The sequence below is a fragment of the Rubrivirga litoralis genome (genome assembly GCF_031846415.1).
Lineage (GTDB): Bacteria > Bacteroidota > Rhodothermia > Rhodothermales > Rubricoccaceae > Rubrivirga > Rubrivirga litoralis.
In genome coordinates this window covers 54,883-80,646 of sequence record NZ_JAVRHT010000004.1, presented here as the reverse complement: position 1 = coordinate 80,646, position 25,764 = coordinate 54,883, and the positions used below count along the sequence as shown (strand labels likewise).

General features: G+C 75.9%; 25 protein-coding genes. 13 read left to right on the top strand and 12 right to left on the bottom strand.

Translation table 11 applies throughout. The features are described from left to right. Positions 1–181: 181 nt before the first annotated feature. Positions 182–1,657, bottom strand: a complete 1,476-nt coding sequence (gene dacB / locus RM540_RS03180) for a D-alanyl-D-alanine carboxypeptidase/D-alanyl-D-alanine endopeptidase (protein ID WP_311662059.1) — start codon at positions 1,655–1,657, stop codon at positions 182–184. A 357-nt stretch (positions 1,658–2,014) separates the two neighbouring features. Between dacB and RM540_RS03175 the strand changes: the two genes are divergently transcribed. Together RM540_RS03175 and RM540_RS03170 are read left to right on the top strand one after the other, a co-directional pair. Further along, positions 2,015–2,284: a DUF3098 domain-containing protein gene (locus RM540_RS03175; protein ID WP_311662124.1), complete on the top strand. Its 270-nt coding sequence runs from the start codon at positions 2,015–2,017 to the stop codon at positions 2,282–2,284. Between the two features lie 4 nt (positions 2,285–2,288). Beyond that, positions 2,289–2,891 (top strand): hypothetical protein, encoded by a 603-nt coding sequence (locus RM540_RS03170; protein ID WP_311662057.1) that lies wholly within the window; start codon positions 2,289–2,291, stop codon positions 2,889–2,891. Positions 2,892–2,957: 66 nt separating this feature from the next. Here RM540_RS03170 and RM540_RS03165 read toward each other — a convergent pair whose 3' ends face one another. Both RM540_RS03165 and ndk read right to left on the bottom strand, forming a co-directional pair. Continuing rightward, entirely contained in the window at positions 2,958–4,262 is a 1,305-nt protein-coding gene (locus tag RM540_RS03165) for an exo-beta-N-acetylmuramidase NamZ family protein (protein WP_311662055.1), read from the bottom strand. A 233-nt stretch (positions 4,263–4,495) separates the two neighbouring features. Continuing rightward, on the bottom strand, positions 4,496–4,936 hold the full coding sequence (ndk, locus tag RM540_RS03160) for a nucleoside-diphosphate kinase (protein WP_311662053.1): 441 nt from the start codon (positions 4,934–4,936) through the stop codon (positions 4,496–4,498). 225 nt (positions 4,937–5,161) lie between these two features. Here ndk and RM540_RS03155 point away from each other — a divergent pair, with 225 nt between their 5' ends. Then, positions 5,162–6,004, top strand: coding sequence for a carbon-nitrogen hydrolase family protein (locus tag RM540_RS03155; protein WP_311662052.1), 843 nt, complete (start codon positions 5,162–5,164; stop codon positions 6,002–6,004). Positions 6,005–6,127: 123 nt separating this feature from the next. On the opposite strand, the gene RM540_RS03150 is transcribed toward RM540_RS03155, so the two are convergent. Together RM540_RS03150 and RM540_RS03145 are read right to left on the bottom strand one after the other, a co-directional pair. Beyond that, on the bottom strand, positions 6,128–6,655 hold the full coding sequence (locus RM540_RS03150; RefSeq protein ID WP_311662050.1) for a DUF427 domain-containing protein: 528 nt from the start codon (positions 6,653–6,655) through the stop codon (positions 6,128–6,130). A gap of 48 nt (positions 6,656–6,703) precedes the next feature. After that, positions 6,704–7,174, bottom strand: coding sequence for an SRPBCC family protein (locus RM540_RS03145; protein WP_311662048.1), 471 nt, complete (start codon positions 7,172–7,174; stop codon positions 6,704–6,706). A gap of 215 nt (positions 7,175–7,389) precedes the next feature. Between RM540_RS03145 and RM540_RS03140 the strand changes: the two genes are divergently transcribed. From RM540_RS03140 to RM540_RS03120, 5 genes are all read left to right on the top strand, one after another. After that, positions 7,390–7,578 carry a hypothetical protein gene (locus tag RM540_RS03140; RefSeq protein ID WP_311662046.1) on the top strand — a complete coding sequence of 63 codons (189 nt, stop codon included), beginning with the start codon at positions 7,390–7,392 and terminating at the stop codon, positions 7,576–7,578. A gap of 226 nt (positions 7,579–7,804) precedes the next feature. Beyond that, positions 7,805–9,196 carry an aminopeptidase P family protein gene (locus RM540_RS03135; RefSeq protein WP_311662044.1) on the top strand — a complete coding sequence of 464 codons (1,392 nt, stop codon included), beginning with the start codon at positions 7,805–7,807 and terminating at the stop codon, positions 9,194–9,196. Next, a complete protein-coding gene (locus tag RM540_RS03130; RefSeq protein WP_311662042.1) occupies positions 9,193–10,344 on the top strand; it encodes an ATP-grasp domain-containing protein in 1,152 nt (383 codons plus the stop codon). The genes RM540_RS03135 and RM540_RS03130 overlap by 4 nt, the downstream gene beginning before the upstream one ends. Before the next feature lie 233 nt (positions 10,345–10,577). Continuing rightward, positions 10,578–11,078: a vitamin K epoxide reductase family protein gene (locus RM540_RS03125; protein WP_311662041.1), complete on the top strand. Its 501-nt coding sequence runs from the start codon at positions 10,578–10,580 to the stop codon at positions 11,076–11,078. 53 nt (positions 11,079–11,131) lie between these two features. Then, the gene (locus tag RM540_RS03120; protein ID WP_311662040.1) at positions 11,132–11,725 is read left to right on the top strand and encodes a hypothetical protein; all 594 of its coding nucleotides are present in this window, start codon (positions 11,132–11,134) and stop codon (positions 11,723–11,725) included. Positions 11,726–11,743: 18 nt separating this feature from the next. Here the strand turns inward: RM540_RS03120 and RM540_RS03115 are convergent, their stop codons facing one another. The 5 genes from RM540_RS03115 to RM540_RS03095 all read right to left on the bottom strand — a co-directional run bounded on the left by RM540_RS03115 (position 11,744) and on the right by RM540_RS03095 (position 19,182). Continuing rightward, complete coding sequence (locus tag RM540_RS03115; RefSeq protein WP_311662039.1) at positions 11,744–12,724, bottom strand: zinc-dependent alcohol dehydrogenase family protein; 981 nt, start codon at positions 12,722–12,724, stop codon at positions 11,744–11,746. 216 nt (positions 12,725–12,940) lie between these two features. Then, positions 12,941–15,643 (bottom strand): DUF5916 domain-containing protein, encoded by a 2,703-nt coding sequence (locus tag RM540_RS03110; protein WP_311662037.1) that lies wholly within the window; start codon positions 15,641–15,643, stop codon positions 12,941–12,943. A 327-nt stretch (positions 15,644–15,970) separates the two neighbouring features. Beyond that, positions 15,971–16,795 (bottom strand): DUF4097 family beta strand repeat-containing protein, encoded by an 825-nt coding sequence (locus RM540_RS03105; RefSeq protein ID WP_311662035.1) that lies wholly within the window; start codon positions 16,793–16,795, stop codon positions 15,971–15,973. Between the two features lie 115 nt (positions 16,796–16,910). Next, complete coding sequence (locus tag RM540_RS03100) at positions 16,911–18,674, bottom strand: M56 family metallopeptidase (protein WP_311662033.1); 1,764 nt, start codon at positions 18,672–18,674, stop codon at positions 16,911–16,913. A gap of 127 nt (positions 18,675–18,801) precedes the next feature. Then, positions 18,802–19,182, bottom strand: a complete 381-nt coding sequence (locus RM540_RS03095) for a BlaI/MecI/CopY family transcriptional regulator (protein WP_311662031.1) — start codon at positions 19,180–19,182, stop codon at positions 18,802–18,804. 213 nt (positions 19,183–19,395) lie between these two features. Between RM540_RS03095 and RM540_RS03090 the strand changes: the two genes are divergently transcribed. Then, entirely contained in the window at positions 19,396–20,712 is a 1,317-nt protein-coding gene (locus tag RM540_RS03090; RefSeq protein ID WP_311662029.1) for a vitamin K epoxide reductase family protein, read from the top strand. 1 nt (position 20,713) lies between these two features. Beyond that, positions 20,714–21,907 carry a mechanosensitive ion channel family protein gene (locus RM540_RS03085; protein WP_311662027.1) on the top strand — a complete coding sequence of 398 codons (1,194 nt, stop codon included), beginning with the start codon at positions 20,714–20,716 and terminating at the stop codon, positions 21,905–21,907. Between the two features lie 30 nt (positions 21,908–21,937). On the opposite strand, the gene RM540_RS03080 is transcribed toward RM540_RS03085, so the two are convergent. Then, positions 21,938–22,282: a hypothetical protein gene (locus RM540_RS03080; protein ID WP_311662024.1), complete on the bottom strand. Its 345-nt coding sequence runs from the start codon at positions 22,280–22,282 to the stop codon at positions 21,938–21,940. A 100-nt stretch (positions 22,283–22,382) separates the two neighbouring features. Continuing rightward, positions 22,383–22,970: a Crp/Fnr family transcriptional regulator gene (locus RM540_RS03075; protein ID WP_311662022.1), complete on the bottom strand. Its 588-nt coding sequence runs from the start codon at positions 22,968–22,970 to the stop codon at positions 22,383–22,385. A 203-nt stretch (positions 22,971–23,173) separates the two neighbouring features. Between RM540_RS03075 and RM540_RS03070 the strand changes: the two genes are divergently transcribed. The 3 genes from RM540_RS03070 to RM540_RS03060 all read left to right on the top strand — a co-directional run bounded on the left by RM540_RS03070 (position 23,174) and on the right by RM540_RS03060 (position 25,593). Then, positions 23,174–24,346 carry an HAD-IA family hydrolase gene (locus RM540_RS03070; protein ID WP_311662020.1) on the top strand — a complete coding sequence of 391 codons (1,173 nt, stop codon included), beginning with the start codon at positions 23,174–23,176 and terminating at the stop codon, positions 24,344–24,346. A gap of 119 nt (positions 24,347–24,465) precedes the next feature. Next, on the top strand, positions 24,466–24,939 hold the full coding sequence (gene mreD / locus RM540_RS03065) for a rod shape-determining protein MreD (RefSeq protein WP_311662018.1): 474 nt from the start codon (positions 24,466–24,468) through the stop codon (positions 24,937–24,939). 105 nt (positions 24,940–25,044) lie between these two features. After that, the gene (locus tag RM540_RS03060; protein WP_311662016.1) at positions 25,045–25,593 is read left to right on the top strand and encodes a YqgE/AlgH family protein; all 549 of its coding nucleotides are present in this window, start codon (positions 25,045–25,047) and stop codon (positions 25,591–25,593) included. Positions 25,594–25,764: the final 171 nt, after the last annotated feature.

Below are 25,764 nucleotides of genomic sequence, written 5' to 3'. Positions count from 1 at the left end.
CCGGCCGCGCAGCGGCGGCGAAGCCTGGGGCCTCAGCCGCGGTGGATCTTCCCGCTCTCTGGCCGGCCGCCCCGCCCGCGCTCCCGACGTTCAGAGCGGGGCGGGGCGGGGCATGGAGCGAAGAGGACGTGGAACGTTTCCCAGGACCGCCCCGCCCGCGCGATCCCTCATCCCTCATCCCTCACTCCTCGTCCGCCGGCAGGCGGCCGCCGGCGGCGATCGCGCGGACGATCCGGTCCTGGGCAGCCGCGATCTGGCCGCCCCGCGTCGTGTAGTTGTTCGCCATGAGGACGAACACGTAGGGCGTCCCGTCGGGGCCGTCGACGTAGCCGGCCAGGCAGCGGACGGCCTGGAGAGAGCCGGTCTTGGCGCGGACCCCCACCCCGCCCAGCCGGTTGCGGAGCGTCGAGCCCGACCCGCCGCCCTCGGGGAGCGAGCGGAGAAAGGCGCGCTGGGCGGGGTGGGAGCGCATGGCCCGGAGCACGGCGGCGAGCGCGTCCGGCGTCACGAGGTCCTTGCGCGAGAGGCCCGAGCCGTCGGCGATCGAGAGGGCGTCGCCGTCGGCCCCGGCCTCGGTCACGAACGCCTGCACGCGGTCCTCGGCGGCGCGGACGGTGCCGCCGCCGAGCGTGCGGAAGACTTGCTCGGCGTAGAGGTTGTCGCTCTCGCGGTTGATCTGCTCGACGATCTCGCGGAGCGGCGGCGAGACCGACACCCGGAGCGGCTCGGCGTCGCCGTAGTCGAGGCCGCCGTCGAGGTCGTCGACGTCGACGAGGTCGGCGGCGGAGACGTCGACGCCGGCCTCGCGGAGCCGGTCGGCGAGGCCGTAGACGGCGTAGAGCGTGGGGTTGGCGACGGGCACCTGGAGCGTGCCGCGGTACCCGGTCGGGACGACGCCGCGGAGCACGAACTCGTCGGTCCCCAGCGTCCGCTCGACGTCCATGCGGCCGCGGCCGCCCGTCCGCACGTCGCCGCGGAGCGTGACGAACCCGGGCGGGTCGGACTCGAACCGGACCGGCTGCCCGGCGGACGTCCCCGCGATCTGGATGCCGACGAGGTTGTCGTTCCACACGAGCCCGCCGGCCGCCGGGGCGTAGCTCTCGGTCGCGATGTGCGTGACGTCCCAACCCTCGCCGTAGCGGGCGTCCTCGAACGCGTCGTCGTCGCCGACGATGCGGCCGGTCACGCGGCGGACGCCGGCCTCGGCGAGCGCCTCGGCCCAGTCCTCGAGCGGGTCGCCGCGGCCGTCGCTCCCGAACGTGGGGTCGCCGGAGCCGCGGACAACGAGGTCGCCGGCTAGCGTGCCGTCCTCGGAGACCGTGCCCAGGTGGTAGAGCCGCGTCGTGTAGCGGTGGTCCGGCCCGAGCGCGTCGAGGGCCGTGGCCGTGGTCAGGATCTTGAGGTTGGAGGCCGGGAGGAACCGCTTCTCGGCGTTCCGGCTGAGGACGATGCGGCCCGTCCGTGCGTCGCGCACGACGACGCCCCAGAAGGCCGTCGGGAGGTCGGGGTCGGCGAGGACCTCGTCGATCGCGCTGCGGATCTGGGCCTCCTGGCCGTCGGCGTCGGCGAGGCTGGGGCGGGGCACGAGCCACACGCCGGCCACGGCGAGGACGAGCACGGCGAGCAGGCGGGCGGGGCGGAGGAGCGGCGTCGGCATGAGCGGTCTCGGGGGCGGACCCCGGGCGGGGAGCCCCGGGCGGGGCGGGGGGAGCGCGGGCGAAGCTAGACCGGCGGCGAGCGGGCGCGGGTCCTCCCCGCTCGGCGGAGCGGCAGAACGGGCCGCCCCGCCCGGGCCGTGCACGGGCGGGGCGGGTGCACGCCTTTTTGCGTCGCCGCCCAGAGCGCGTGCCACGCGGCGAGCCGGCCGCCCCGCCCTGGGCGGACGCGAGCGGGCGGGGCGGGCCGTTACCTTCGGGCTCCACCCCGCCCCACCCGCATGCCCCAGCGCCCCGCCCGCCGGTCCCCGCGCCGCTCCGCGCCCCGCGCTGAGCGCCCCACGCGCGGCGTGACGACGATGCCATTCGACCGGGTGAACTACGTGCTGCTGCTGGGCGCGGTCGGGCTGATCCTGCTCGGCTACGTGCTCATGCTCGTCGACAACGCGACGAACCCCGACGCCGTCGACAGCACGCTCTCGCTCGTCGTGGCCCCCCTCCTGCTCCTGGGTGGCTACCTCGGGGTCGCCGCGGCCGTGCTCTGGGGCGTGCCCCGCGACGCCGGCCCGGACGCGCCGCCGGCCGCCGCGCCCGAGAGCCGGCGGGCCGCCCCGATCCCCGACGCCTGAGGCCGTGCCGACGCGTCGGTTCCGCCCCGCCCTGCTCCTGGCGGCCCTCGTTGGGCTCGCCGCGTGCGGGTCGGACGCCGAGGGCGTCGCCGTGACTGAGGCCGAGCCCGGCGCGCTCCGCGCCCCGACGCCGAGCGCCCGGGTCGACACGCTCGGCCCAGACCGCCCCGCCCCGCTCGACACGGTCTACGCCGACTCCGCGCTCGACGCCGGCCCGCCGCCGGACAGCCTCCGCGCCGCGCCCGACTCGGCGGACGCACCGGCCGCCCCGCCCGACTTCCGCGCGTTCTGGCCCCGGTTCCAAGCGTCCGCCCGGGCGGGGCGGGGCGGGCTCGACTCGCTCGCCGGAGCGGGCGGGGCGGCGGCGCTCGACACGCGCGGGGCCGTCGTTTTTGGCGAGCCGTTCCTCGACGGCGTCCTCGCCCTCACGGCCCGCGACTTCCGCCGCGACGGGGCCGCCCGCGAGGCGACGGTGCGCGTGGGCTACGACCGAGCCGGCCGAGTCGTCCCCGAGGACGAGGCCGCGCGCGAGGCGACGGCGACGCTCCGCTTCGACGTGGTCGACGGGGCGTACCGGCTGGTCGGCCTGGACACGGCGGGCGTGTGAGTGCGCCGCCCCGCCCGTGGTGCGGGCGGGGTGGGCGACCGGGTGGAGGGCGGCCGCCGGCCGCCCCTACGGGTAGAGCCGGTACGGCTCGGCGCGGGCCTCGAAGGCCGACGCCTCGTCCGCCCACGACGCGGCGATCCGGGCGGGGTCGTCGCCGCGCACGAGCGCCGCGCGGAGCCGGTCGGTGCCGGCCAGCTTCGCCAGCCAGTCGGCCTTGAAAAACGAGCGGCGCGGGCGGGGCGGCGCCTGCCGGTACACGGCCTCGACGGCGTGGACGCCCGCCGCCACGGGCCGGAACGCGGCCGGGTCGGTCACGACGAGGCGGACGCCGCCGACGCGCTCGCCCTCGTGCTTCGGGTCCGTCGCCTGGCCGGGGAGGTCGACGGGCGTGAACGCCGCGGGCTCAAACCGGACGCCCGCCAGCCCGCGCGCGTTGAGCGTCGCCGCGAGCGCGTCGGCGTCGACCCAGGGCGCCCCGACGTGCGTGAACGGGACGCGCGTGCCACGACCCTCGCTGGCGGTCGTGCCCTCGAAAAAGCCCGTGCCCGGGTAGACGCGGGCGGTCTCGACGTCGGGCACGTTGGGCGAGGGCGGGGTCCACGCCAGCCCGGTCTGCTCCCACGGCATCCCGCGCCGGTAGCCGCCCATCTCGACGACGCGGAGGTCGAGGCCGTCGAGGCCGGGCAGCCAGCCCTCGCCCGCGACCATCCGCGCCAGCTCGCCGACCGTCAGCCCGTGCGTGACGGGGACCGGGTAGAGGCCGACGAACGACGTGTGGCGCGGCCCCATGACCCAGCCCTCCGCCCCGCCCCCGATCGGGTTGGGCCGGTCGAGGACGACGAACGGGATGCCGGCCTCGGCCGCCGCCTGCATGGCGTAGCCCATCGTCGATATGTAGGTGTAGAACCGGGCGCCCACGTCCTGCATGTCGAACACGAGCGCGTCGACGCCGCGGAGCTGGGCCTGCGTCGGCTTCCGCGACGCGCCGTAGAGGCTGTAGACCGGGGTGCCCGTCGCCCTGTCCGCCCCGCCCGAGACGCCGGCGCCGGCCTCGGCCGTCCCGCGGAGCCCGTGCTCGGGGCCGAAGAGCGCGGCGAGCGCGACGTCCGGGGCCGCCGCGAGCCGGTCGATCAGGTGGGCCGGTCCGCCGTCCGCCGTGTCCACGCGCGCCGTGTGGTTCGTGACGAGCCCGACGCGGACCGCCCCGCCCCGCCCGAGCACCGCGAGCGGGGCGAAGCCCTCGTCCACGAGCCGCTGGGCGCCGGTCGTGACCGACGGCGGCGGGGCGGGCGGGGCGGCGGAGGTCGCCCCGGCGGCGTCTGCCTGGAAGCCCAGGAGCGTGAGCAGGACGAGCAGGGCGGACAGCGGCATCGGGCGGGGCGGGCGGAGTAGAGAGCGGATGCGAGGGCGGAACGAAAGATCCCGCCGTCCCGCGCCTCCCGCCCCCGTTTCTCCGCCGCCCCGCCCTTTGGGTCCGCCCACGCGCTGCCGGACCCAAGGGGCGGGGCGGTCACAAAAAACGCCGGCGCTCGGGAGAGCGCCGGCGTCCCAGCGGGCGGAGCCGAGGGGCGGACCCAAAGGGCGGACCCAAAGGGCGGGGCGGCCTAGGCGTCGATCACGGCGGCGCCGTTCTGCACGATCTCGCTCTCGGGGAAGAAGTAGCGGCCCTCCTTCACGCCGTTCTCGGCCGAGTCCGAGCCGTGGACGGCGTTCTCGCCCACCGACGTCGCGAACTGCTTGCGGATCGTGCCCTCGGCGGCGTCGGCCGGGTTCGTGGCGCCGATCACCTCGCGCCACGTCGAGACGGCGTCCTCGCGCTCGAGCACGAGCGGGACGCACGGGCCGGACGCCATGAACTCGGTGAGCTCGCCGAAGAACGGGCGCTCGGCGTGGACGGCGTAGAAGCCCTCGGCCTGGGCCTGCGTCAGCGTGACCAGCTTCATCGCGCGGACGGCGAAGCCTTCGGCGAGGATGCGGTCGAGGATCTTGCCGGCGTGCCCGTTCTGGACGGCGTCGGGCTTGATGATGGCGAGCGTGCGCTCCATGTCGGTGGGGGCGGGGTGGTGAGTGCGTGCGGCCAATCAACCGCCCCGCCCCGCCCTGGACCGCGAAAGGAATGCGGAATGTGGAATGCGGGAACGACATCGGCCCGACCGCGAACGGCGCGGTGGGCCAGTGCCATCTTGTGCTTTCCACCTCGCCCCGCTCCTGCACGCGCGGGCGGGGTGGGTTCTCCTTCAGCGTTCGCCGTTCACCGTTCGTCGTTCAACATGCGCCTCGCCCTCGTCCAGCAGCCCGCCACCGCCGACCTCGCGGCCAACCTCGCGCGCGGGCTCGACGCCTTCGACCGGGCCGCCGAGGCCGGCGCCGACCTCGTGGCCTACGCCGAGCTCGCGTTCCACCCGTTCTGGCCGCAGCGCCACGCCACACCCGAGGCGCTCGCGCACGCCGAGCCCGTGCCCGGCCCGACCGTCGAGGCGTTCCAGGAGCGGGCGGCCCGGCACGGCGTCGTCGCGGTCCTCAACGTGTTCGAGCGCGACGGCGACCGGACGTTCGACACGTCGCCCGTCATCGACGCCGACGGCACGCTGCTCGGGCGGACGCGGATGGTCCACATCACGGACTACGAGGGCTTCCACGAGCAGGGCTACTACGCGCCGGGCGACGCGGGCCTCCCGGTCTACGACACGGCCGCCGGCCGCGTGGGCGTCGCCATCTGCTACGACCGGCACTACCCCGAGGTCATGCGCGCGCTCGCCCTCGGCGGGCCGCAAACCGGCGGAGCGGACGTCGTCGTGGTGCCCCAGGCCGGCGCCGTGGGCGAGTGGCCGGCCGGGCTCTACGAGGCCGAGATGCAGGTGGCCGCCTTCCAGAACGGCTACTTCACGGCCCTCGCCAACCGCGTCGGCGCCGAGGACCGGCTGACGTTCGCCGGCGAGAGCTTCGTCTGCGCCCCCGACGGCCGCGTCGTGGCGCGCGCGGGCGGGGCGGCCGAGACGCTGCTCTGCGACGTCGACCTGAGCGAGGTCGAGCGCTCGCACGCGCGGCGCCTGTTCCTCCGCGACCGCCGCCCCGCCCTCTACGCCGACTGGCTGGGGGAGAGCGCGGGGTGAGGAACGCGGAAGGGTGAACCGGGCGGGGCGCTCTGCCGCAAGCCCGTCCGCGGAGGCCACCCCGCCCCCAGGCAACTCCGGGCGGGGCGGGCGCCCGTGCGCGTTCGTCCTTCCGCGTTCAACTCACCATTCCCACGAGCCCGCCCCGCCCTTGAACGGGCCGGCCACGCGCGGCGTGACCCACCCGCCGTAGAACCCGCCCGGCTGCGGCTCGACGCGGTCGTCGCCGATCCAGCAGGCGTCCATCGCGGCGGGGTAGAACGCGACGTGGTCCACGAGCGCCGCGTAGGGCGCGAGCGGCTCGGGGTAGGCCCATGCCGCCTTCTCGGCGACCGCCCCGGCGGGTTGCGCCCCGGCGGCCTGCGCCCCGCCCGCGACGACGTCGAAGTAGACGGCCCGCCCCTTCCACTCGCACCCCGACGTCTCGGGCCGCGCCCGGAGCACGCCGGCCGCCACATCCTCGGGCGGCACGTAGACCGTCGGCGGGTGGCTCGTCTCCTTGACCTGGAGCGCCCGCGTGCTCCGCGCGATCTCGCGGCCGCCGAACTCGACGCGGACCGTCTCGCCGACGGGCTCCAGGAGCGGCGGGCGGGGGTAGTCCCAGACGGACTCCTGGCCGGGTCCGGGCGGCGTAGGGGCGGGGCGGGGCATGGCAGCGTGGGGAGCGGGGCGGGAAAGACGCGCCACCCCGCCCCGCGTTCACGCGCCGCCCAGGAGCTCGCGGATCGCGCGCTGACGGTACCCGAAGATCCGCGCGAGCTGGGCGCGGACGAGCGGGTAGGCCAACTCGCCGGCGGGCGAGAGTGGGAGCTCCCACAGGACCTCGTCGTCCATCCGCGTGGCCACCCCGCCCGGCCCGTCCGTCTCCACGAACGAGTGCGTGTGGTGCCACCGCCGGTACGGCCCGCGGACCTGCTGGTCGATGAAGCGGTACGGCGGCTCCCAGCGGACGATCTCGGTCCGCCACCCGAACCGGACGCCGAACAGGCCGAGGCGGTAGTCGATGAGCGCGCCCTCGCCGATCTGGATGGGGCGCGGCGTCGTGATCTCGAAGTCGAGTTCGGGCGGGGTGATCCGCTCCAGGTTCTCGGCATCTGAGAAGAAATCAAAAACTTCCGAGCGCGGGAGAGCGAGCCGCGTCGTCGTGTGGAGGCGGTGTGTGAGGGCCACAGGCTCGTGTAGGAGAACGGAGACGGCCCCCTGACGTCTGGAGCAGGTGCCAGGTTCGGTTGCGGGACAGCCCGACGATCCCGAATTCCGCGGCGGCTTAGGGGAGAATATGATGAGGCCTGCGGGTTCGTGAGGTAACCTGTTCGAGAACCGATGGGTCCCCCTAGGGCCGTCGGGGACGTCTCACTCTCTCCCGGCGTAACCGCCACTAGAACATGAAGCAGTACAACACCCCCGCCCTCGCCGATCTCGGCGACGTCCGCGCGATCACGGCCGCCGACCAGCGGACGACGCAGACGGACCAGATCTTCAACAACGGCGAGTCGATTGGCACGTCGACCGGCTCGCTCGACGCGTGCGTCTCGCCGGCTGACAACCCGCAGCCCGGTGACATGTGCACCTGAGTTGACGCGCCTTAAGGCGATTGGGGAGCCCCGTTCCTGGGGCTCCCCTTTTTTTGTGCTCGCGCGCCGGCCGAGCGGGGTGGCCGCCCCAGATGCCGCGCCCGCGAACAGAGCCGTGGGCCATTGCGGGAGGGAGCCCCGGCCCACCCCGCCCGCCGTTGACAACGTGCGGAGCGGCCGCCCCGCCCCGAGCCGTACGTTTCGTGCGCCTGCCCACCCCGCCCCCATGTTCGCTCCCACCACCTACGCCACCCGCCGCGCCGCGCTCGCCGAAGCCGTCGGCACCGGCCTCATCGTCCTGCCCGGCAACGACGCGGCGCCGATGAACTACGCCGGCAACGTGTACGCCTTCCGCCAGGACGGCGCGTTCCGGTACTACGCCGGCCTCGACGCGCCGGGCCTCGCGCTCGCGCTCGACGCCGAGACCGGCGAGGCGAAGCTCTACGGCCACGACCCGACGCTCGACGACGTGGTGTGGGAGGGGCCGCTCGACTCGCTCGCTGACCGCGCGGCGTCGGTCGGCGTCGAGCGCACCGCCCCGCCCGACGCGCTTGCCGACGACGTCCGCGCGGCGCGGCGGGCGGGGCGGACCGTCCACACGCTGCCGCCGTACCGCGGGGCGGGGCGGCTCAAGCTGGCCGCGCTCCTGGGCGTGGCGCCGGACGCCGTCGAGCCCTCTAGCGCGCTCGTGGACGCCGTCGTCGCGCAGCGGCTCGTCAAGACGGACGAGGAGGTGGCCCAGATCGAGCGGGCGCTCGACGTGGCCGCCGACATGCACCGGCTGGCGATGCGCCTCGCGCAGCCCGGGCGGACCGAGCAGGAGGTGGCCGGGCAGATGGAGGGGCTGGCGATCGGGCGGGGCTCGCACCCCAGCTTCCCCATCATCCTCACGCGGCACGGCGAGGTCCTCCACGGGCACCCGGGCGGGGCGGCCCTGGAGGCCGGCGACCTCATGCTGGCCGACGCCGGAGCCGTCGCGCCGGGCTCGGGCTACGCCGCCGACGTCACGCGCGTGGCGCCCGTGGGCGGGGCGTTCTCGGACCGACAGCGGGCCGTGGTCGAGGTCGTCCTCGGAGCGCAGGAGGTGGGCATCGACGGGTGCCGAGCGGGCGCGCTGTTCCGCGACGTCCACCACCGCGCGTCCGTCCGCATCGCCGAGGGGTTGGGCGCGCTCGGGCTCATGGCGGGCGACCCCGAGGAGGCGGTCGAGGCCGGCGCCCACGCCCTGTTCTTCCCGCACGGCCTGGGCCACCCGATGGGCCTCGACGTCCACGACATGGAGGGGCTGGGCGAGGACCGCGTGGGGTACGACGACGAGGTCCGTCGGAGCGAGCAGTTCGGGACGAGCTTCCTCCGCTACGGCCGCCGGATCGACACGGGCCATGTGATGACGGTCGAGCCCGGCGTCTACTTGATCGACGCCCTCATCGACGCCTGGAAGGCCGAGGGCCGGCACGCCGAGTTCCTGCGCTACGACGAGATCGACCGCTGGCGCGGGCTGGGCGGGGTCCGCATCGAGGACGACGTGCTCGTCACCGACGGGGCGCCGCGCGTGCTCGGGCCAGGCATCCCGAAGCGGCCCGACGAGGTCGAGGCCGTCGTCCGCTCGGGGGCGTGACCACGGTCGTCCTGGTCGGCCTCCGCGCCGGCGCGCTCGACGCGGCCGAGCGGCTGGGGCTCGGCGCCGTGGCCGTGACCGAGGCGCCGCCGGGGCCGCGCCGGGCGGCTCGCCTCGCCGGCCACGTCCAGGCCTCCTTTGCCGCCCCGCCCGACGCGTGGCGGCGCGTGGCGCGGTCGCTGCGGGCGCACCGCCCCGCCGCCATCGTGGCGCTCACCGAGCGGTCCGTGCTCCCGGCCGCCCACCTCCGCGCCGTGCTCGGCCTGGACGGGCTGACGGTCGAGGCGGCCCACGCGTGCACCGACAAGCGGGCGATGAAGCGGGCCGCCCGCGCCGCCGGCCTCGCCTGCGCCGACGTTGTCGAGGCCGAGGAGGGCCTGAGCGCCGACGCGCTCGTCGAGCGGCTGGGCCTCCCGCTCGTCGTCAAGCCGGCCGTCGGGTCGGGCGGGCGGGGCGCCACGGTCTGCCGCACGCGCGCCGACGTGCCGGACGCGCTCGATCCGGGGTGGATGGCCGAGTCGTTCGTGGACGGCGTCGAGATGAGCGCCGAGACACTCGGCGGCAGCGAGACCGGCGCGGGCGGGTCGGTCTGGACCAACGCGACGCGCTACGTCGTGCCCACGTGGGCCAGCCTCCTCCCCGCCCCGCCCGAGACGGACGGCCTGGACGCCGTCCGGGCGCTGGCCGAGGCCGCGCGGCGCGCGCTGGGCGTCGACCGCGGCATGACGCACCTCGAAGCGTTCCAGACCGCGGGCGGCCCCGTGTTCGGGGAGATGGCCGCGCGTCCGCCGGGCGGGCACCTGATGGCGCTCGTCCGCCTCGCCTACGGCGTCGACCCGTGGGAGGCCGTGCTCCGGGCGGAGTTGGGCGACAACCCTGGCCTCCCCGCCCACGCCGCGCGCTCGGCGGCAGCGTGGATCGTCCACCCGGGGGCGGGGCGGGTGACGAGGGCCGAGGGCGCCGAGGCGTGCCGCGCGCTCCCGGGCGTCGAGGAGGTCGTCCTCCGCGTGGCGCCGGGCGACGTGGTCGGCCCGCGGACGGGGTCGGGCGAAGAGGTCGGCCACGTCCTGGTGACGGGCGCGACAGCGGCCGAGGCGGAGGCCCGGCTGCGCGCCGCGCGCGACGCGCTCCGTGTGGAGGTGGCATAGGCTCAGCCCGCCCCTCACCCTGGCTGCGCCCCCGGATCGGCGCCCGGGGCCGGCTCTGCTGCGCGCCGCCCCTCTCCCAGCGGGAACGGGGACGTCGCAGAGGCCGCTCGGGCGGAGGACCCGGGGCGGGCCGCGCGGGCGGGGCGGCGTAGTCGGGGTTTCTCCCAACCCGCCCCGCCCGCGGACCGGCCGCGCGCGAGCGGCGTGAGACCGCCCCTCCCCACCCCGCCCGCATGAACCCGACCACCCTCAGCCGCCAGCTCCGCACGGCCCAGACCGACGACCTCAAGCGCCGTCGCGCCGTCGTCGCCCTCTCGAACGTCGGCGCGCTCGCCGGCGTCGTCGTCTCGCTCTACCAGACCGGCGTGATCCGGCACCTCCCCGACCTGCCGGGGAAGATCTGGAACTCGGACAAGGTCGACGCCTCCGACTACGCCTACAAGCGCTACGACACGCCCGACGCCCTCATGATGACCGTGAGCTACGGGATCACGGCGCTCCTCGCCGGGGCCGGCGGGAAGGACCGCGCCGAGCGCACGCCGTGGCTGCCGGTCGCGCTCGCGGCCAAAGTCCTCGGCGACGCCGCGTTCGCGCTCACGCTGGGCCGCGAGGAGTGGGCCGAGAACAAGGCGCTCTGCTGGTACTGCCAGTCGGCCACGCTCGCGTCGCTGGCCTCGGTCCCGCTCGTGCTCCCCGAGGCGGCCAAGGGGCTGAAGCGGCTGTTCGGTCGGTAGCGGACTCTGGCACAGTTCTTCCAGGGCGGCCCACCCCGACCCCGTGCCCCCCTATGCCCGACGACCACTCCTCCGACGACGACCACTCGTCGATCGACCGGACCCTCCTCCGCCAGGCGCTCGTCGGGGGCGGGGTGGCCGCCCTCGTCATGGGCGTCGGCGTGGTGACGGTCGGGCTCAGCGGCCTCAGCGGCGACAACGCCCGCTCGCTCCTCGAAGCCGTCCTGCCGACGGCCCGGTCGCTGTTCTCGACGGCCATGATCGCGAGCTCGACGACGCTCACGCTCATGCTCACCATGCTGGGCATGACGTCCGACGAGCCGATCAAGAGCCAGTTCTACGGCCAGATCCGCCAGGCGGCCACGATCGCCGTCTCCGTGTTCAGCGCGGCCACCGTCGTCCTCCTCGTCCTCGCCATCCCGTTCCAGGAGGGCGGGGTGAGCGACACGGTGTACACCGTCCTCTACTACGTGATCGCCGGGGCCGGGGCACTCGTGGGCGGGGCGCTCGTAGCCGTCATGATCACGATCCACGGGGCGATCAAGAACCTTATCGGACTCGTCGACGGCGAGGCCGACGCCGACATCGCGGCCGACGGAGACGACGGAGACGGAGACGACGGCGATGGGGACGACGACGACGCATAGCGGGGCCGCCCCGCCCGCCTAGCCGGTGAGGAGCGTCTTCCCCCACCGCCCGCGCTCCTGCGCCGCGCGCGCGGCCTCGGCGCCGTCGGCGAGGTCGAACGCCGCCTCGACCGGCAGCGAGAACGCGCCCTCGGCGGCCAGCCGGGCGAGGTCCGAGAGCGCCGAGCGGACCTCGCTGCGCGGCGCCCGCGACGCCCACTGCGTCCGCCACACGCCCTGCACCGTCACGCCACGGTAGATGAGCGCGGCCGGCGACACCGCCAGCGGCTCGCCCGAGAGCGCCCCGTAGACGACGTGCGTGCCGCCCTCGCGGAGCGCGCCCAGCGCGAGCGTGCCCGCCCCGCCCGCGACCGGGTCGAACACGGCCGCCGCCCCGCCCTCGCCGACGGCCTCCGCGAGCGCGCTCCGCGCCTCGTCCGTGTCGCCGTCGGCCACGACCACGGCGGCGCCGAGCGCCCGGAGCCGGTCGGCGTGCCGGTCGCTGCGCACGACGGCGACCGCGCGCACGCCGCGGCGTGTCACCAGTTCCGTCACCACGCGGGCCACGGTCGAGGCCCCGGCCGTCTGCACGAGCACGTCGCCGGCCGCGAGCGGGGCGGCGTCGAGCAGGAGCCGCGCCGTCAGCGGGTTGACGAAGAGCTGCGCCGCGTCCTCGTCCGAGAGCGCGTCGGGGACGGGCAGCGCGTCCTCGGCGGCGACCACGACGGCCTCCTGCCACGTCGGCGCCTCGCCCAGCTTCACCACGCGGTCGCCGACCGCGAGCCCGTCCACGCCCGGCCCGACGGCCTCGACCCGCCCCGCCCCCTCGTTCCCGCCGACGGCGGGGAGCCCGCGCGAGCGCCCGTACGTCCCCCGCACGAGCGAGAGGTCGGACGGGTTGATCGGCCGGTGCGTCAGGCGAATGCGGACCTCGCCCGGCCCGGGCTCGGGGCGCGGGACGTCGTCGAGGCGGAGGACGTCGGCGGGACGGCCGTGTTCGTGGAACCGGAGGGCGCGCATGAGGGGAAAGAGGAACTGGGGACTGGGGATAGGAACTGGGGAATGCGCTCGACCCGCCCGCGGCTCCGCCAGGAGCGCGACCGCCCCGCCCCAGGACCCGAGGGCGGGGCGGGAGGTATTCCTCTTCCTCGCGACGGCCCCGCTGCTCTCGGGCGGGGCGGTCCCTCGAAACGCCTCTGCCCGGTCCTATTTCCCATTTCCCCGTTCCTATTCCCCCTACCCTCCCAGCCAGTAGCTCAGCTTGAGGAGGAACACGTTCGCGACCGGGTCCGAGAACACCCCGCCCACGTCGCGGCCGAACCGGAGGGCGCCGTCGGGCTCGAAGCCGGATCGCTGCTGCTGCCACACCAGGAAGAGCGCCGAGCCCGGCCGGTACTCCCACCGGAGGACCGCGTTGCCCTGGAGCGCACGGCTCGTAAAGTTCTCGGCCACGTCGAACGCCGCGCCACCGTCGCCGGGCGTCACCGTGATCGAGCCGTCGCCGTTCTCGGCCGCCGCCCCGCCCGCGTCCTCGCCGAAGACGGGGAGCCGGAGCTGGCCGGGCTCGCCGAGCGTCTGGACGCGGGAGTAGCGGCCGGTCGAGACGAAGGGGCGGGCGTAGAGCTGGAGCGTGAGGTCGGGCGTGAACGTCCAGTTGAGGCGGGCCTGCAGCGAGAGCGTCGCCTGGTCGAGCCGGGCGAACACGTAGCGGCGGCCGAACGTGGCCGCGGCGGCCGGCTCGTCGAACGCCGTCACGTACTGGCGCGCGTTGCGGCCGACCGAGACGCTCGGGCCGACCTCGAACGAGACGGCCGGGGCGGGGCGGACCTCGACCTCGGGGTCCACGCTGAGACGCCACCCGCCGAGCTCGTCGCGGAACCCGTAGACGAAGCCCGACACCGCGACCGGCCGCCGGTCGTCGGAGTAGGCGTAGACGCTGCCCTCGGCCGCCGCCGGGCTCGTCGCGAGCGGGCCGCCGCGCGTGAGCCGGTCGTCGTCGGTCCGCGCGCCGACGAACGAGTTGAGGTTGGCGCCCCAGAAGCCCTTCGTCTGGAAGCTCCCTTCGAGGCCGCCGAACGTGGCCGTCCGGTCGCCGCCGAAGGTGCCGCCGAGGCCCAGGAAGGCGTTCGCGTTCCACCGGTTGAGGCCCCCGCCCGGCTCGTTGTCCTGGTAGACGACCACGAGGCCCAGGTTGGCGAAGTCGGCCCGGGACTGGAACCCGAGCTCGTTGGCGTCGAAGCCGGGAGACGTCGCGCCCGCGTGGAGCCCGCCGAGCCAGTGCTCGCCGCCCGCCTTCAGCACGTTGACCTCGCCCGTGAAGCCGGCCAGCGACCTAGCCGCCGGGTCCAGCGAGAGGTGATCGGCGTCGGGCCGCTGGTAGAGGCGCGGGAACGCCCGCTGCACGCGGGCGACGGCGTCGGCGCTGCCCGTCACCAGACTCCCCGCGAGCTGGCCGTTCACGAGCCACTCGTCGCCCAGCCGGTGCTCGACGTCGGCGCCGGCGACGGTCGCCATCGTCGGGAGGAGCGCGCCGAGCGCCGGGTCGCCCGTGTCGCGGACGACCGACGTGAGGAGGCCGCCGGCGATCGTCTGCCCGAACGTGCCGCGCGCGCGGCCGACGAGGTAGTTCGCGAGCGGCTCGACGAGCACGCGGTCGTCGCCCCCGACCGCCCCGCCCGCGCCGTCGAACGCCTGGTAGCGCCCGTACTCGTTCCCGGTCGTCGCGTTGAGGACGCCGACCGAGAACCGGCCGACGCGGCCCGAGAGCTTGGCCGCGCCGAGGATCGTCGACTGCTGCGGGGCGTCGGTGTAGACGGCGCCGCCGTCGGTGGCGGCGTCGGAGACCGAGGCCGGCACGAACTGGCGGCGCTGCGGAGCGCGCCCGATCCGCCGGGTGTAAAGCAGGTTAGGCCGGTTGTTCGAGAAAAAGCGCCGGGGCCGGAGGCTGAACACGTCCGTTCCCTCGACGAAGAACGGCCGGCGCTCTTGGAAAAAGAGCTCGAACCCGCCCAGGTTCACCTGCGCCGGGTCGGCCTCGACCTGGCCGAAGTCGGGGTTCACGGTCGCCGTCAGCGTGAGGTCCGACGTGATCCCGTACTTGACGTCGGCGCCGACGCGCGGCGTGGCCTCGGTGGCGCGGAAGAACGGGTCGGCCGCGTCGCCCGGCGCCCGCTCGACGGACGCGGCGAGGTAGGGGACGACCTCGAGCTGGCGGGGCGGGGCGAGGCCGCGGAGGTCGGCGAGCGTCCCGAACCGGCTCACGTAGCCCGGGTCGCTCGGGAGCACGGGCGCCCACAGGGACGTCTCGCCCGTGCGGAAGTGGACGCGCTGGACGTTGAGCCCCCACGTCTGGACCGCCGCCCCGCCCGCGAACCGGAGCTGCGAGAGCGGGATGCGGAACTCGGCCGTCCACCCGCCCTCGTCGCGCGACGTGGCCACGTCCCACACGGCGTCCCAGCTCTGGTCCTCGTTGACGTCGTCGAACAGGAGGCGGTCGACCTGGACGCCGGCCGGGTTGACCCTGAACATGAAGGCCGTCCGGTCGTCGTCGTACGAGTCGATCATGACGGTCGCCCAGTCGGTCTCGAGGAACGCGTCGCGGCGGCCGAGGCGGGCGTCGATCTGGGCGGGGCGGCTGTCGACCATCCGCATCCCGACGTAGACGGCCTTGGCGTCGTAGAGCACGCGGGCCTCGGTGGGCTCGGAAGGCGCCGCGCCCGGAGTCGGCCGCTGCTGCACGAACCCGCTCGCGACGGCCGCCCCGCCCCACGCGGCCTCGTCGAGCCGCCCGTCGAGGTCGACGGCCCCGGGCTCGACGGCCGCCGCGGCGATCTGGGGCCGGAGGTCGGGCGCCGCGCCCGAGTCGGCCGCTGTCTGGGCGGCCGCGGGGGGCGCCAGCAGGAGCGGGGCGGCGAGAGCGAGGAGGAGGGCGAGACGCATCGGGGCGGGGCGGGTGTGGCCGAGAGACGGAAGGGGCGGGGCGGGGGTTACAGGCAGATGCTAAAAAATTAGCACGTACATCCACAAAAATGATCTGCCTCCAAGAGGCTGCTTGGGGTTCCCCTCCCCCAGCGGGGGAGGGCCGGACCCAAAGGGCGGGGAGGGGGATCGGAATCGACGTGCGGGCGGGGCGGCCGACTCCGGTCCCCCCTGGCTGCGCCGACCTGACGGTTGGCTGCGCCGGCCTTGCGGCTCCCGGCCTCCCCCGCTGGGGGGAGGAGAATGTGGGGCCTCTACCAAACAGCCTCCACGCCTTCCACGATGACGTTATCGGGCGGCGCGGATGGAGATGCCGCCCCGCTGCGTGACGGCCGAGAGCGTCGGCCCGCCCGCCCCGATCTGCCCTGCGAGCCGGTCGCCGAACTGGCCGCGGTCCCGGCGCTCGGCGTCGAGCGCGACGCCCTCGGTCGAGATCTGGCCCATCTGTGTCGAGGCGACGACGTCGGCCGAGTAGCCCCGGGGGAGGGCGACGGAGATCCCGCCGTTCGCCGTTTCGAGGTCGAGCCCGGCGCCCACCCCGCCCCGCCCGCCGACGGCCACGTCGATGCCCCCGTTCATCGTCCGCGCGCGGACGGCGCCGGCCACGTCGCGGAGGCTGAGCCCGCCGTTCATCGTCTGCACGTCGAGGGCGCCGGCCATGCCCTCGACCGAGATGGCCCCGTTCATCGTCCGCAGCGAGAGGTTGGTCTGCCGGGGCGCGAACACCTCGTAGGCGACGACGTCGCCGTCGTTCGGGCGGCGCGGCGGCCGCTCGCGGACGGCGTCGCGGCCGACGTCGAGCCGGGCCGCGCGGAGGCGCCGGTCGGCCTCGGCCTGCGTCCGACCACGGGCGGAGACCCGGGCGCGGACGAGGACATCGGGGCGGTCCCACGGGCGGACCGTGATCGCTCCGTTGCGGCCCCCGACGGCGACGCTCCCCGCGGGGAGGATGACCTCGCGGACCTCGCAGGCGCCGAACCGCTCGTCGCGGTCCCCGCCCCACCCGCGTTCGACGTCGTCGCACCAGTCGTCGCCGGCGAGCGTCCGCGTCGGCTGCGCCGTGGCGCACGCGGCGGCGGTCAGGAAGAGGAGGGCCGGGAGGAGGCGGAGCATGGAATCGGGGTGCAAGGAGTGGAAGGAGCGGCCACAGGGAGTCCACCCCTTCCCCGTCTGCACACGGGGCGAGAGGCTCTTGGCGCGGGTCCAGGGGGCGAGCGGCGTCGCTCGGCTAGTAGCGGCGCTCGGCGGCGCGCCGGGCGCGGTCGACGTCCGCCCAGTCGACGGCGCCCGCCGACGCGGCGGGGCGGGGCGGCGGGCTCCGGTCCGGCGCCGCCGAGCGGGGCGGGCCGGGCGGACGAGCGCGGGCTTCGGCGCGGGCGCGCCGGAGCTCGTCCCGCGCTTCGCGGACCTCGGACCGCGCCTCCTCGAACGCCGCCTCCATCTCGGCCCGCCACTCCGCGTCCAGCTCCACGCCCTCGACACTGTCGAGCGCGTCGGCGACGACCTGGGCTACGTCCACGTCCGCGAGCGCGCGCTCGGCGGCGTCCAGGCTCATCGACTGGAGGTCGAGGGCCGCCCCGCCCGCGCCGCCAGAGCGCGAGGCGCGGAGGCGGTCCGACGCGGCGTGGAGGGTTTCCGACGCGCGGTCGAGCTGCGCCTCAGCCTCGTCGAGCGCGACCTCGGCGTCGTCGAGAGCGTCGAGCGTGTCGGCGAGCGCCTCCAGGACGGGCGGGGTGGGCACGGCGGGCGGGGCGGGAGCCGCCACGGGCGGGGCGGGCATCGGGACGTGGGCCGCCGCCCCGCCCGGGCGCTCCACCGGCTGCATGGCCGCGAGCGGCACGACGACGGCGAGCGCGAGCGCGACGGTCACCGCCAGCGACGCCCGGCCCAACCGCTTCCGCCGCCGCGTCGGGTCCAGGACCGAGCGGACGCGGGCTTCGAGGCCGGACCGCCGCGCCATCGGCGCGACGGCCGCGAGCGCCGCCCCGCCCCGCCGGAGCCCGCGCGCCACGCCGACCAGGTGCTCGGCGTAAGACGACGGCCGCGCCCCACCCCGGATCACGGCGTCGTCGCACGCCTCTTCGCGGGCGTCGAGGAACCGGCGGTAGGCGAACCACGCGCCCGGGTTCGGCCAGTGGACCGCGAGCGCGGCCTGCGCGAGCGCCTGCGTCCAGGCGTCGCGGCGGCGGAGGTGGGCCAGCTCGTGGAGCACGACGGCCTCGCGGCGGCCCTCGGCCCACCCGTCGGCCTGGGCCGGGAGCACGACCGCCCCGCCCCCCCAACCCCACGCGATCGGGACGGACAGGCGGTCGGACCGGAGCAGGCGGACCGTCGGGGGGAGGCCGGTCAGCCGCCGCGCCCGCTCGAACAGGACGGCCCACTCTTCGTCCGCTTCGGGCTCGGCCGCGGCCACGAGGCGGCGGGCGGCGAGAAACGCGACGGCCCACCCCAGCGCGACGGCGACCGCGCCGAGCGCCCAGGCGCCGGCCAGCCACCGCTCCCACCCCGCCCCGCCCCCGCCGGCGGGCGGGGCGGCGTCGGCCCACGCGCCGGCGGCCTCGGCGTCGAGGCGGGCCATCTCGGCGTCGAACGCCGCTACCTGGGCGTCGTGAGCGCGCATCTCCTCGTCAAACGCCGCGGCCCTGTACTCTCCCTCAGCGTGCGCTACGGGCGCGGCCCAGGTCGGCGGGGCGGGAGGCGGCGGCGGAACAGGAGGTGGGGGCGGCGGCGGCGGGGCGGGCAGAGGGGCCGGCGGCGGCGCGGGCGGGGCGGCCAGCCCGAACGCGGGCGGGGCGGCGGTGGGGAGCACGGGGAGCCGCCACGCCGGCCCGGCGGATTCGAGCACGGGCAGCGCCAGGAGCGCCGCGAGCGCCGCCGCCCACACGCCGTGCCGCGCCGCCGCGGGCGCGCGCCGCAACGAGAGCGACGCGAGCGCGGCGACGGCCAGCACGAGGACCCCTTTCCACAGGACGGAGACGAGGAGGGCGGTCATGGCGAGAGGGGGAGGCGTTTCGAGACGGTGCCCCGTGGGGCCAAGCGGGGTGGCGCCGTGAGCGGGTCGGGCGCTGGATCGGGCGGGAGGCGGACGGGCCTGTTTGCGGCCCCACCGACCGACCGGCTCAGCGGCCGTGCTCGCGGGCCTGGCGGATCAAAGCGTCCAGCCGGTCGAGCTCGGCGTCGGACAGGTCGGCGGCCGTCTCGTCGAGGAGGGCGGCGACGGCGCGGTCGGGGGCGTCGTCGAAGAACGTCCGCATCAGGTGGCGGAGGGCGCTCCGACCGGCGGCCTCGCGGGGGACCGTCGGGAGGTAGACGTAGCGCGGGCCGTCCTGCTCGTGGCGGACGTGGCCTTTCTCCTCCAGGATGCGGAGGTGCGTGCGGACGGCCGAGTCGCTGGGCGGGTCGGCGAGCGCCGCGCGGACGTCGGCGGCGCTGGCCCGGCCCAGCCGGTGGAGGACGTCGAGCACCTGGCGCTCGCGGCGGCTGAGGGAGGGGGGAGACATTGGATGTGTTAAAAACCTAGCACCAGAGTACGGCGGCGCGGCGGCCGGGTCAAGAGGAGCCGCTCATTTTTTAGCAGCCCCACCCCGCCCGGCGTCTGGGGCCGCAGGGGGAGGGACGCGGGGGGCGGGGCGGCTCCGTAGTTTGGCCCGCCCGCGCCGCCGTGCGATCTCGGCGGCTGGGGCGTTGACGAGACTCCACCCGCCCGGCCTGCCATGCCCCTCCCCGCCCAGACCTCCACCCTCCGCCGGGTCATCGTGGCCGTCGCCCTGCTCGGCGTCCTCGTCGTCGCCCACCTCGGGCTCCAGAAGGCGAACGGGTTCGTCCGCGGGTGCACCGGGTTCGAGGACGTGGCCTACTCGGTGAGCGCGCTCGGCGCGGCCCCGAGCGGGGCGGGGTCCGGGTGCGCGACCGTCACCGAGGGCGAGTACGCCTCGTTCGCCGGCGTCTCGAACATCACGTGGGGCCTCCTCTTCTACGTCCTCGTCGTCGGGCTCCGGCTGGCCTACGCCGCGACCGGGTCGGACCGGCTCCGGCTGGCGAGCGCGGGCGTCGTCGGCGTGGGCCTCCTGTACACGGCGTACCTCGTCTACCTCCAGGCCGCCGTGATCGGCTCGTTCTGCGTGCTCTGCATGACGTCGGCGGCCCTCGTGCTGACGCTCTTCGTGCTCCACTTTGTCGAGCAGCGGCGGCTCCGGGCGGTCCCCGCCGAGGGCGCCGCCCCGCCCCGGCGCGCGCTCGCGGGCGGGTCGCCCTCGCTCCAGCCCTACATCCCGATCCTCGGCGTGTTCGCGCTGCTCCTGGCCGCCGACGTGGTCCTGGCCGGGCGCGTCCAGGCGAGCATCCCCACGCCGACGGCCGCGCCGGCCCCGAACATCGCGGCCGTGGCCGCCCAGAACCGGGCGGCCGCGCCCCCGCCCGACACCGGCGGCGCGTGCAGCTACGACCCCCAGTTCGCGCCCCTCACCGACCTCTCGACGTTCACGAGCAGCCCGTACAAGGGGAGCCCGGACGCGCCCGTGACCGTCGTCGAGGTGTTCGACCCGAACTGCCCCCACTGCAAGGCGCTCGCCGAGTCGATGGAGCCCGTCGTCGCCGAGCACGGCGACGAGGCCACGTTCTACTACGTGGCGTACCCGCTGCGGCAGTCGTCGCTGGCCCAGACGATCGCGCTGAAGGTGGCTGCGCGCGAGGGGCGCTTTTTCGAGCTCCTCGACGAGATGTTCGCGCGCCAGGACGCGACGTGGGGGATGTCCGTGCCCGAGATCGTGGCGTCCGTGAACGCGGCCGGAATGGACGGGGCTGCCTTCCAGGCCCTCCTCAACGACGAGGCGCGGGTCCAGCCGATCCTGGCCCAGATCGAGGTCGAGGCGAAGGCGGTGCAGGCCGCGTTCACGGCGCCGGACGGCGGCCTCAGCGTGCCCAAGCTGGCCATCAACGGCCGCGTCGTCCAGTCCGACTACGCCTCGTACAGCCCGCGCTGCCTGGGCGAGTTCATCACGGAGGCCGCGGCCGGGACGGCCGCCGAGTAGCGTGCCGCTCCAGACCGCCCCGCCCGCCGGCGACGCGGGCACCGCCCCTGCGGCCGCCCCGCCCGCGTCGTCGGGGAGCGCGGTGCTGGACGCGCTGCAAGGGCGGGGCGGGGCGGCGACGGACGGGGCGGGGCCGAGCGGGGCCGTGGAGGCCCCGGTCCGCACGGGCTCGACGCTGGGCGACCGCGTCGTGGGGGGGATGGCCGACCTGCTCAACGTGTCGCCGCAGACGGCGCTCAACCTGATCGAGACGGTCGCCGTCGTCGTGGTGCTGTGGGGGCTCCGGGCGCTCGTGCTCGCCGCCGTCCGCCGCCGCTCGCCCGACGACGCCCGCCGGCTGTACTCGTGGCGCAAGGGGACGACCTACGTCGTCGTCGCGCTCACCGCGCTCGTCCTGCTCAACGTGTGGCTCGAGGGGCTGGGCTCGTTGGGCACGTTCCTCGGTCTCCTCACGGCCGGCATCGCGATCGCGCTGCGCGACCCGCTCGTGAACCTGGCGGGGTGGGCCTTCATCCTGTGGCGGCGGCCGTTCTCGCCGGGCGACCGCGTGACGGTCCACCAGCACTCGGGCGACGTGATCGACCAGCGCCTGTTCCAGTTCACGCTGCTCCAGACGGGGACGGTGGCCGGCGCGGGGCAGTCGACCGGGCGGATCGTCCACGTCCCCAACGGGTGGGTCTTTACGCACCCCGTCGTCAACCACACGGGCGCGTTCGCCTACGTGTGGCACGAGGTCCCGGTCGTGGTCACGTTCGAGAGCGACTGGCGGGCGGCCAAGGCCGCCCTGCTCGACATCGCCCACACGGTCACCAACAGCCTCTCGCCCGACGCCGAGCGGACGCTCCGCCGGGCGGCCCGGGACTACTTCATCTTCTACTCGAAGCTGACCCCGACCGTCTACACGAGCGTCGTGGGCGAGGGCGTCCAGCTCACGATCCGGTTCCTCGTCGAGCCCCGCCGCGTGCGCGGGAGCGAGCAGGACGTGTGGGAGGCCATCCTCGACCGCTTCGCAGCCCGCGATGACATCGACCTGGCGTACCCGACGACGCGGATGTTCTTCAACCAGACCGAGGGGAAGCCGGGCGCCGGCGGCCCGCCCCGCCACGGGGCCGACGGCGCGCCCGGCGACGTGGGCCTCCCCGCCCCGCCCGCGGCCGGCCGGGCGGCGCCGGGCGGGGCGGGCGACGTGCTGTAAGGGGCGAGCTGGCGCGGGCGGGGCGGCCCGTCACCCGTTCGGCGGCCCCACCCCGCCCCTATCGCGCGTCCGCAGGTGCCACAGGAGGAAGGCGGGGACGCTGAAGGCGAGGCTCCCAGCGATCGACAGGGCCACGAACGCGAGCCACCCCGGGCGCCGCAGCCCGAGCCGCGCGATGCCCCACGCGCCGAACCCGACCAGGACGAACGCCTCGGCCATGAACACGAGGGCCACGGGGTTCTGCTGCGCGGCGGCGACCACGTCGGGGCGGAACAGCGCGTAGTAGAGGAACGGGCCGTTCAGCCCGACGAGGCCGACGAACGCGAGCGCCCACAGGGCGGGGCGGGCGGAGCGGAGGGCGACGACGATGGACATGAGCGCGGGGGCGGACCCAAAGAGCGCCCGACGGGCAAACCCAAGGGGCGGGGTGGAGCCCCACGCTACCCGGGCGGGGCGGCCCGCGCCTTGACGCGCGTCAAGAACGGCCAGAGCGGACGCGGCTCAGCGTCTCGGGCGACATTCCGAGGTAGGACGCCACGTGCTTCTGGGCCGCGAGTTGGAGGACGTGCGGGGCCTCGCGGAGCAGCCTCCGGTAGCGGTCCTCGGCCGAGAGCGTGAGCAGCTCCCGCTCCCGCTTGGCCCGCCCCGCCCCGGCCGCCGCGAACAGCTTCCACGCCCACCGCTCCAGTTCGCGGTGGCGGTCCAGGAGCGCCGCGACATCGCCGTGGTCGGCGGCGAGCACCTGCCCGTCGGTGAGCGCGTCGAGCGCGTAGGCCGACGGCGTCTGGAGGAAGAACGAGTCGGGCACGCCAGAGAGGTCGGGCGGGTAGACGAAGGCGACGGTGACTTCGCGGCCGTCGGCGAGGAACGAGAGCCGCTGGACGCCCTCGACCACGAGCGAGAGCGTGCGCTCGGTCTCGCCCGCGCGCGTGAGCACCTCGCCCCGCCGCACGGCGCGGAGCCGCCACGGCCGCCGCACGTCGGCCCACACGGAATCGGGGAGCGGGTCGAATCGCTCGAACGAGCGGCGGAGTTCGGCGAGCGCGGCGTCGAGGGTGGGCATGGGCGGCTTGGGGTCGGTGGGTCAAGGTGTCCGCCCCGCCCGCGTGGCGCAAGGGCGGGGTGGTCGGGCGGGGCGGCGGGTGCCGCGCGCGCTCCTCGGTTCGGCATCGGCGACTCCGGAGGACTCCGGCCGACGACGATTCCGAGAACCGCGACGGGCGGGGCGGGTCTGGAGAGCCCCCTCCCCCCGCACCCACCCCGCCCGTGGCCCTCTCCGCACTCCTCCTCGACCTCGACGGCACGCTCACCGACTCCAACGACGCCCACGCCGAAGGCTTCGTCCGCGCCGCCAAGGAGTTCGGGCTCGGGCTCCCCAAAGACCGCTTCGACTTGGTGATCGGGAAGGGAGCCGACCACGTGGTGCCCGACGTGTTCGGGCCGGGCGTCGAGGCCGAGCACGGCGAGGCGATGCGCGACGCCATCGGCCGGGCGTTCCGCGAGATCGCCGCGGAGCGGACGCTCCGCCTGCTCGACGGCGCCGAGCGCCTGATCGACGCCGCCCGCGAGCGGGGGCTGACGCTGGCGCTCGCCACGTCATCGGCCGAGGGCGACCTCGACGCCTTGTTCGAGAGCGTGGGCACGGACCTCCGCGACCGCTTCGACGTCGTCACCACGTCGTCGGACGTCGACGGGAGCAAGCCCGAGCCCGACCTCGTCCGCGTGGTCGCCGACAAGCTGGGGCTCCCGCCGGCCGCCTGCGCCCTCGTCGGCGACACGGTCTACGACGCCGAGGCCGCGCTCCGGGGCGGGGCGGCGTTCGTCGGCGTGGCGACCTGGGTGTGGTCGGAAGACGACCTCCGCGGCGCCGGCGCCCGCGCCGTCTACGCGTCGACGGCCGCCCTCGTGGGCGACCTCGACGCGGCCCTCGCCGCGGCGGCGCCGGGCGACCACGCGCTCTCGGACGACGGGGCGGGGCGGCTCATGGACGCCGCGCTCGCCCAAGCCCGCGAGGCGTTCGAGGCCGGCGACGCGCCCATCGGCGCCGCCATCGGCCGGGGCGACGGGACCGTCGTGGCCGTCGGCCGCAACCGGGCGGCGACGGACGGCGACCGGCTCCGCCACGCCGAGACGGACGCGCTCCACGCGCTCGCCGAGCGGGGCGGCCTGGACGAGCCGGGCCTGGTGCTCGCGACGACGCTCGAGCCGTGCGCCATGTGCCTCGGGGCCATGACCGAGGCCGGCGTCCACGCGTCGGTCTACGCCCTAGCCGCCCCGCCCAACGGGGCCGCCGGTCACCTCTCCCCTCTCCCCGGGCGGACGCTCCCGCTCGTGGCGCGCGGTCCGGGCCGCGACGAGAGCCTCGCCCTCCTCCGCCGCGCGGCCGACCGCGACGGCGGGTTCGCCGCGCGCCTCGTGGCGGCCGTCGACGCCGAGTAACGTGGGCGGGGCGGCGCCCGGCCCGAGTCCGCCCCGCCCGCCGGGCGTCGCCTGCCGGTCCCCCTCCGGCTCCGTAGTTTCCGGCGTCCCGCCCTCTGGGTTTCCGCCCCGCCCGACGCATGCCGTACGTACTCCGCCAGGTCGCCGTCGGCCTGGCCGTGGTTCTCGCTCAGTGGCTCCTGAGCAACCTGGGCCTGTGGGGCGTCACGCCAGACGTGGTCTTACTGTACGTGGCCTACGTGGCGCTCCGGCGCGGCCGCGTGCCCGGGGCCGTCACGGGGTTCTGGACCGGGCTCCTGATGGACATCGTCGTCAACCCGTCGACGCTGGGCGTCAACGCGCTCCTCAAGACGCTCATGGGGTTCGTGGTCGGCCTGTTCCAGTCCGAGCAGGGCGAGCACCTGCGGCTTACGCCGGTGCAGGCGTTCGTCGGCGCGCTCGTCGTGGCGGTCGTCCACAACGGGCTGCTCACGATCCTGCTCGCGCTCGACCAGGGCACGCGGACGCCGTTCCTGGTCTTCGGGCTGTGGCTGGGCGGCGCGCTCTACACGGCGGCCGTGGCGCTCGTCGTGGCGCTCTTCCGGGGGCGGTAGCGGGCGGGGCGGGGGCTCGCACAGCCGGCCCCTACGCGAAGCTGCGCCGCCGGACCCGGCCCCTCTGCGCGTGCGTTGGACAGGCTGCCCCCCGCCCGTCGCCCGATGTCCGCTCCCACGCCCGGCTCCCTGCTCGTCGCCGAACCGCCGATGGCGGACCCCAACTTCCGCCGAGCCGTGCTCCTGCTCTGCGAGCACACGACCGAGGGCTCCTACGGGCTCGTGCTCAACCGGCCGACCGGCCTCTCGCTGTCGGAGGCCGCCGCCGACCCGCTCCCGTTCGACGCCGAGCTCGGGCTCGGCGGGCCGGTCCAGCCCGACACGCTCCACTACCTCCACCCCTACGACCACCTCGACGGCGCGCTCCCCGTCTGCGACGACGTGTTCTGGGGCGGCTCGTTCGACGAGGTCCAGGAGGGCGCGCGGGCGGGGTGGCTGGACGCCTCGCGGTTCCGCTTTTTCGTCGGCTACTCCGGCTGGGGGCCGGGCCAGCTCGACGCCGAGGTCGAGGAGGGCTCGTGGATCGTCCTCGACGGCTCGGCCGAGGTCGTGTTCGCCGAGGGCTCCGACGCCCTCTGGCGCGGCGTGCTCCGCCGGCTCGGCGGCGAGTACGCCCTGCTCTCGACGTTCCCCGACGATCCGCGGATGAACTGACGGGGCAGCGGGCAGCGGGCAGCGGGCAGCGGGCAGCGGGCAGCGGGCAGCGGGCCAAAGATGCACCACCCCGCCCGCAGAACGTGAGGGCGGGGCGGGGTGGCCGCCGTAGCGGCGTTGCATGCAACGCCGTCGGGCCGCCGCCCACGGGCGGGGCGGCGCGCGGGCGGG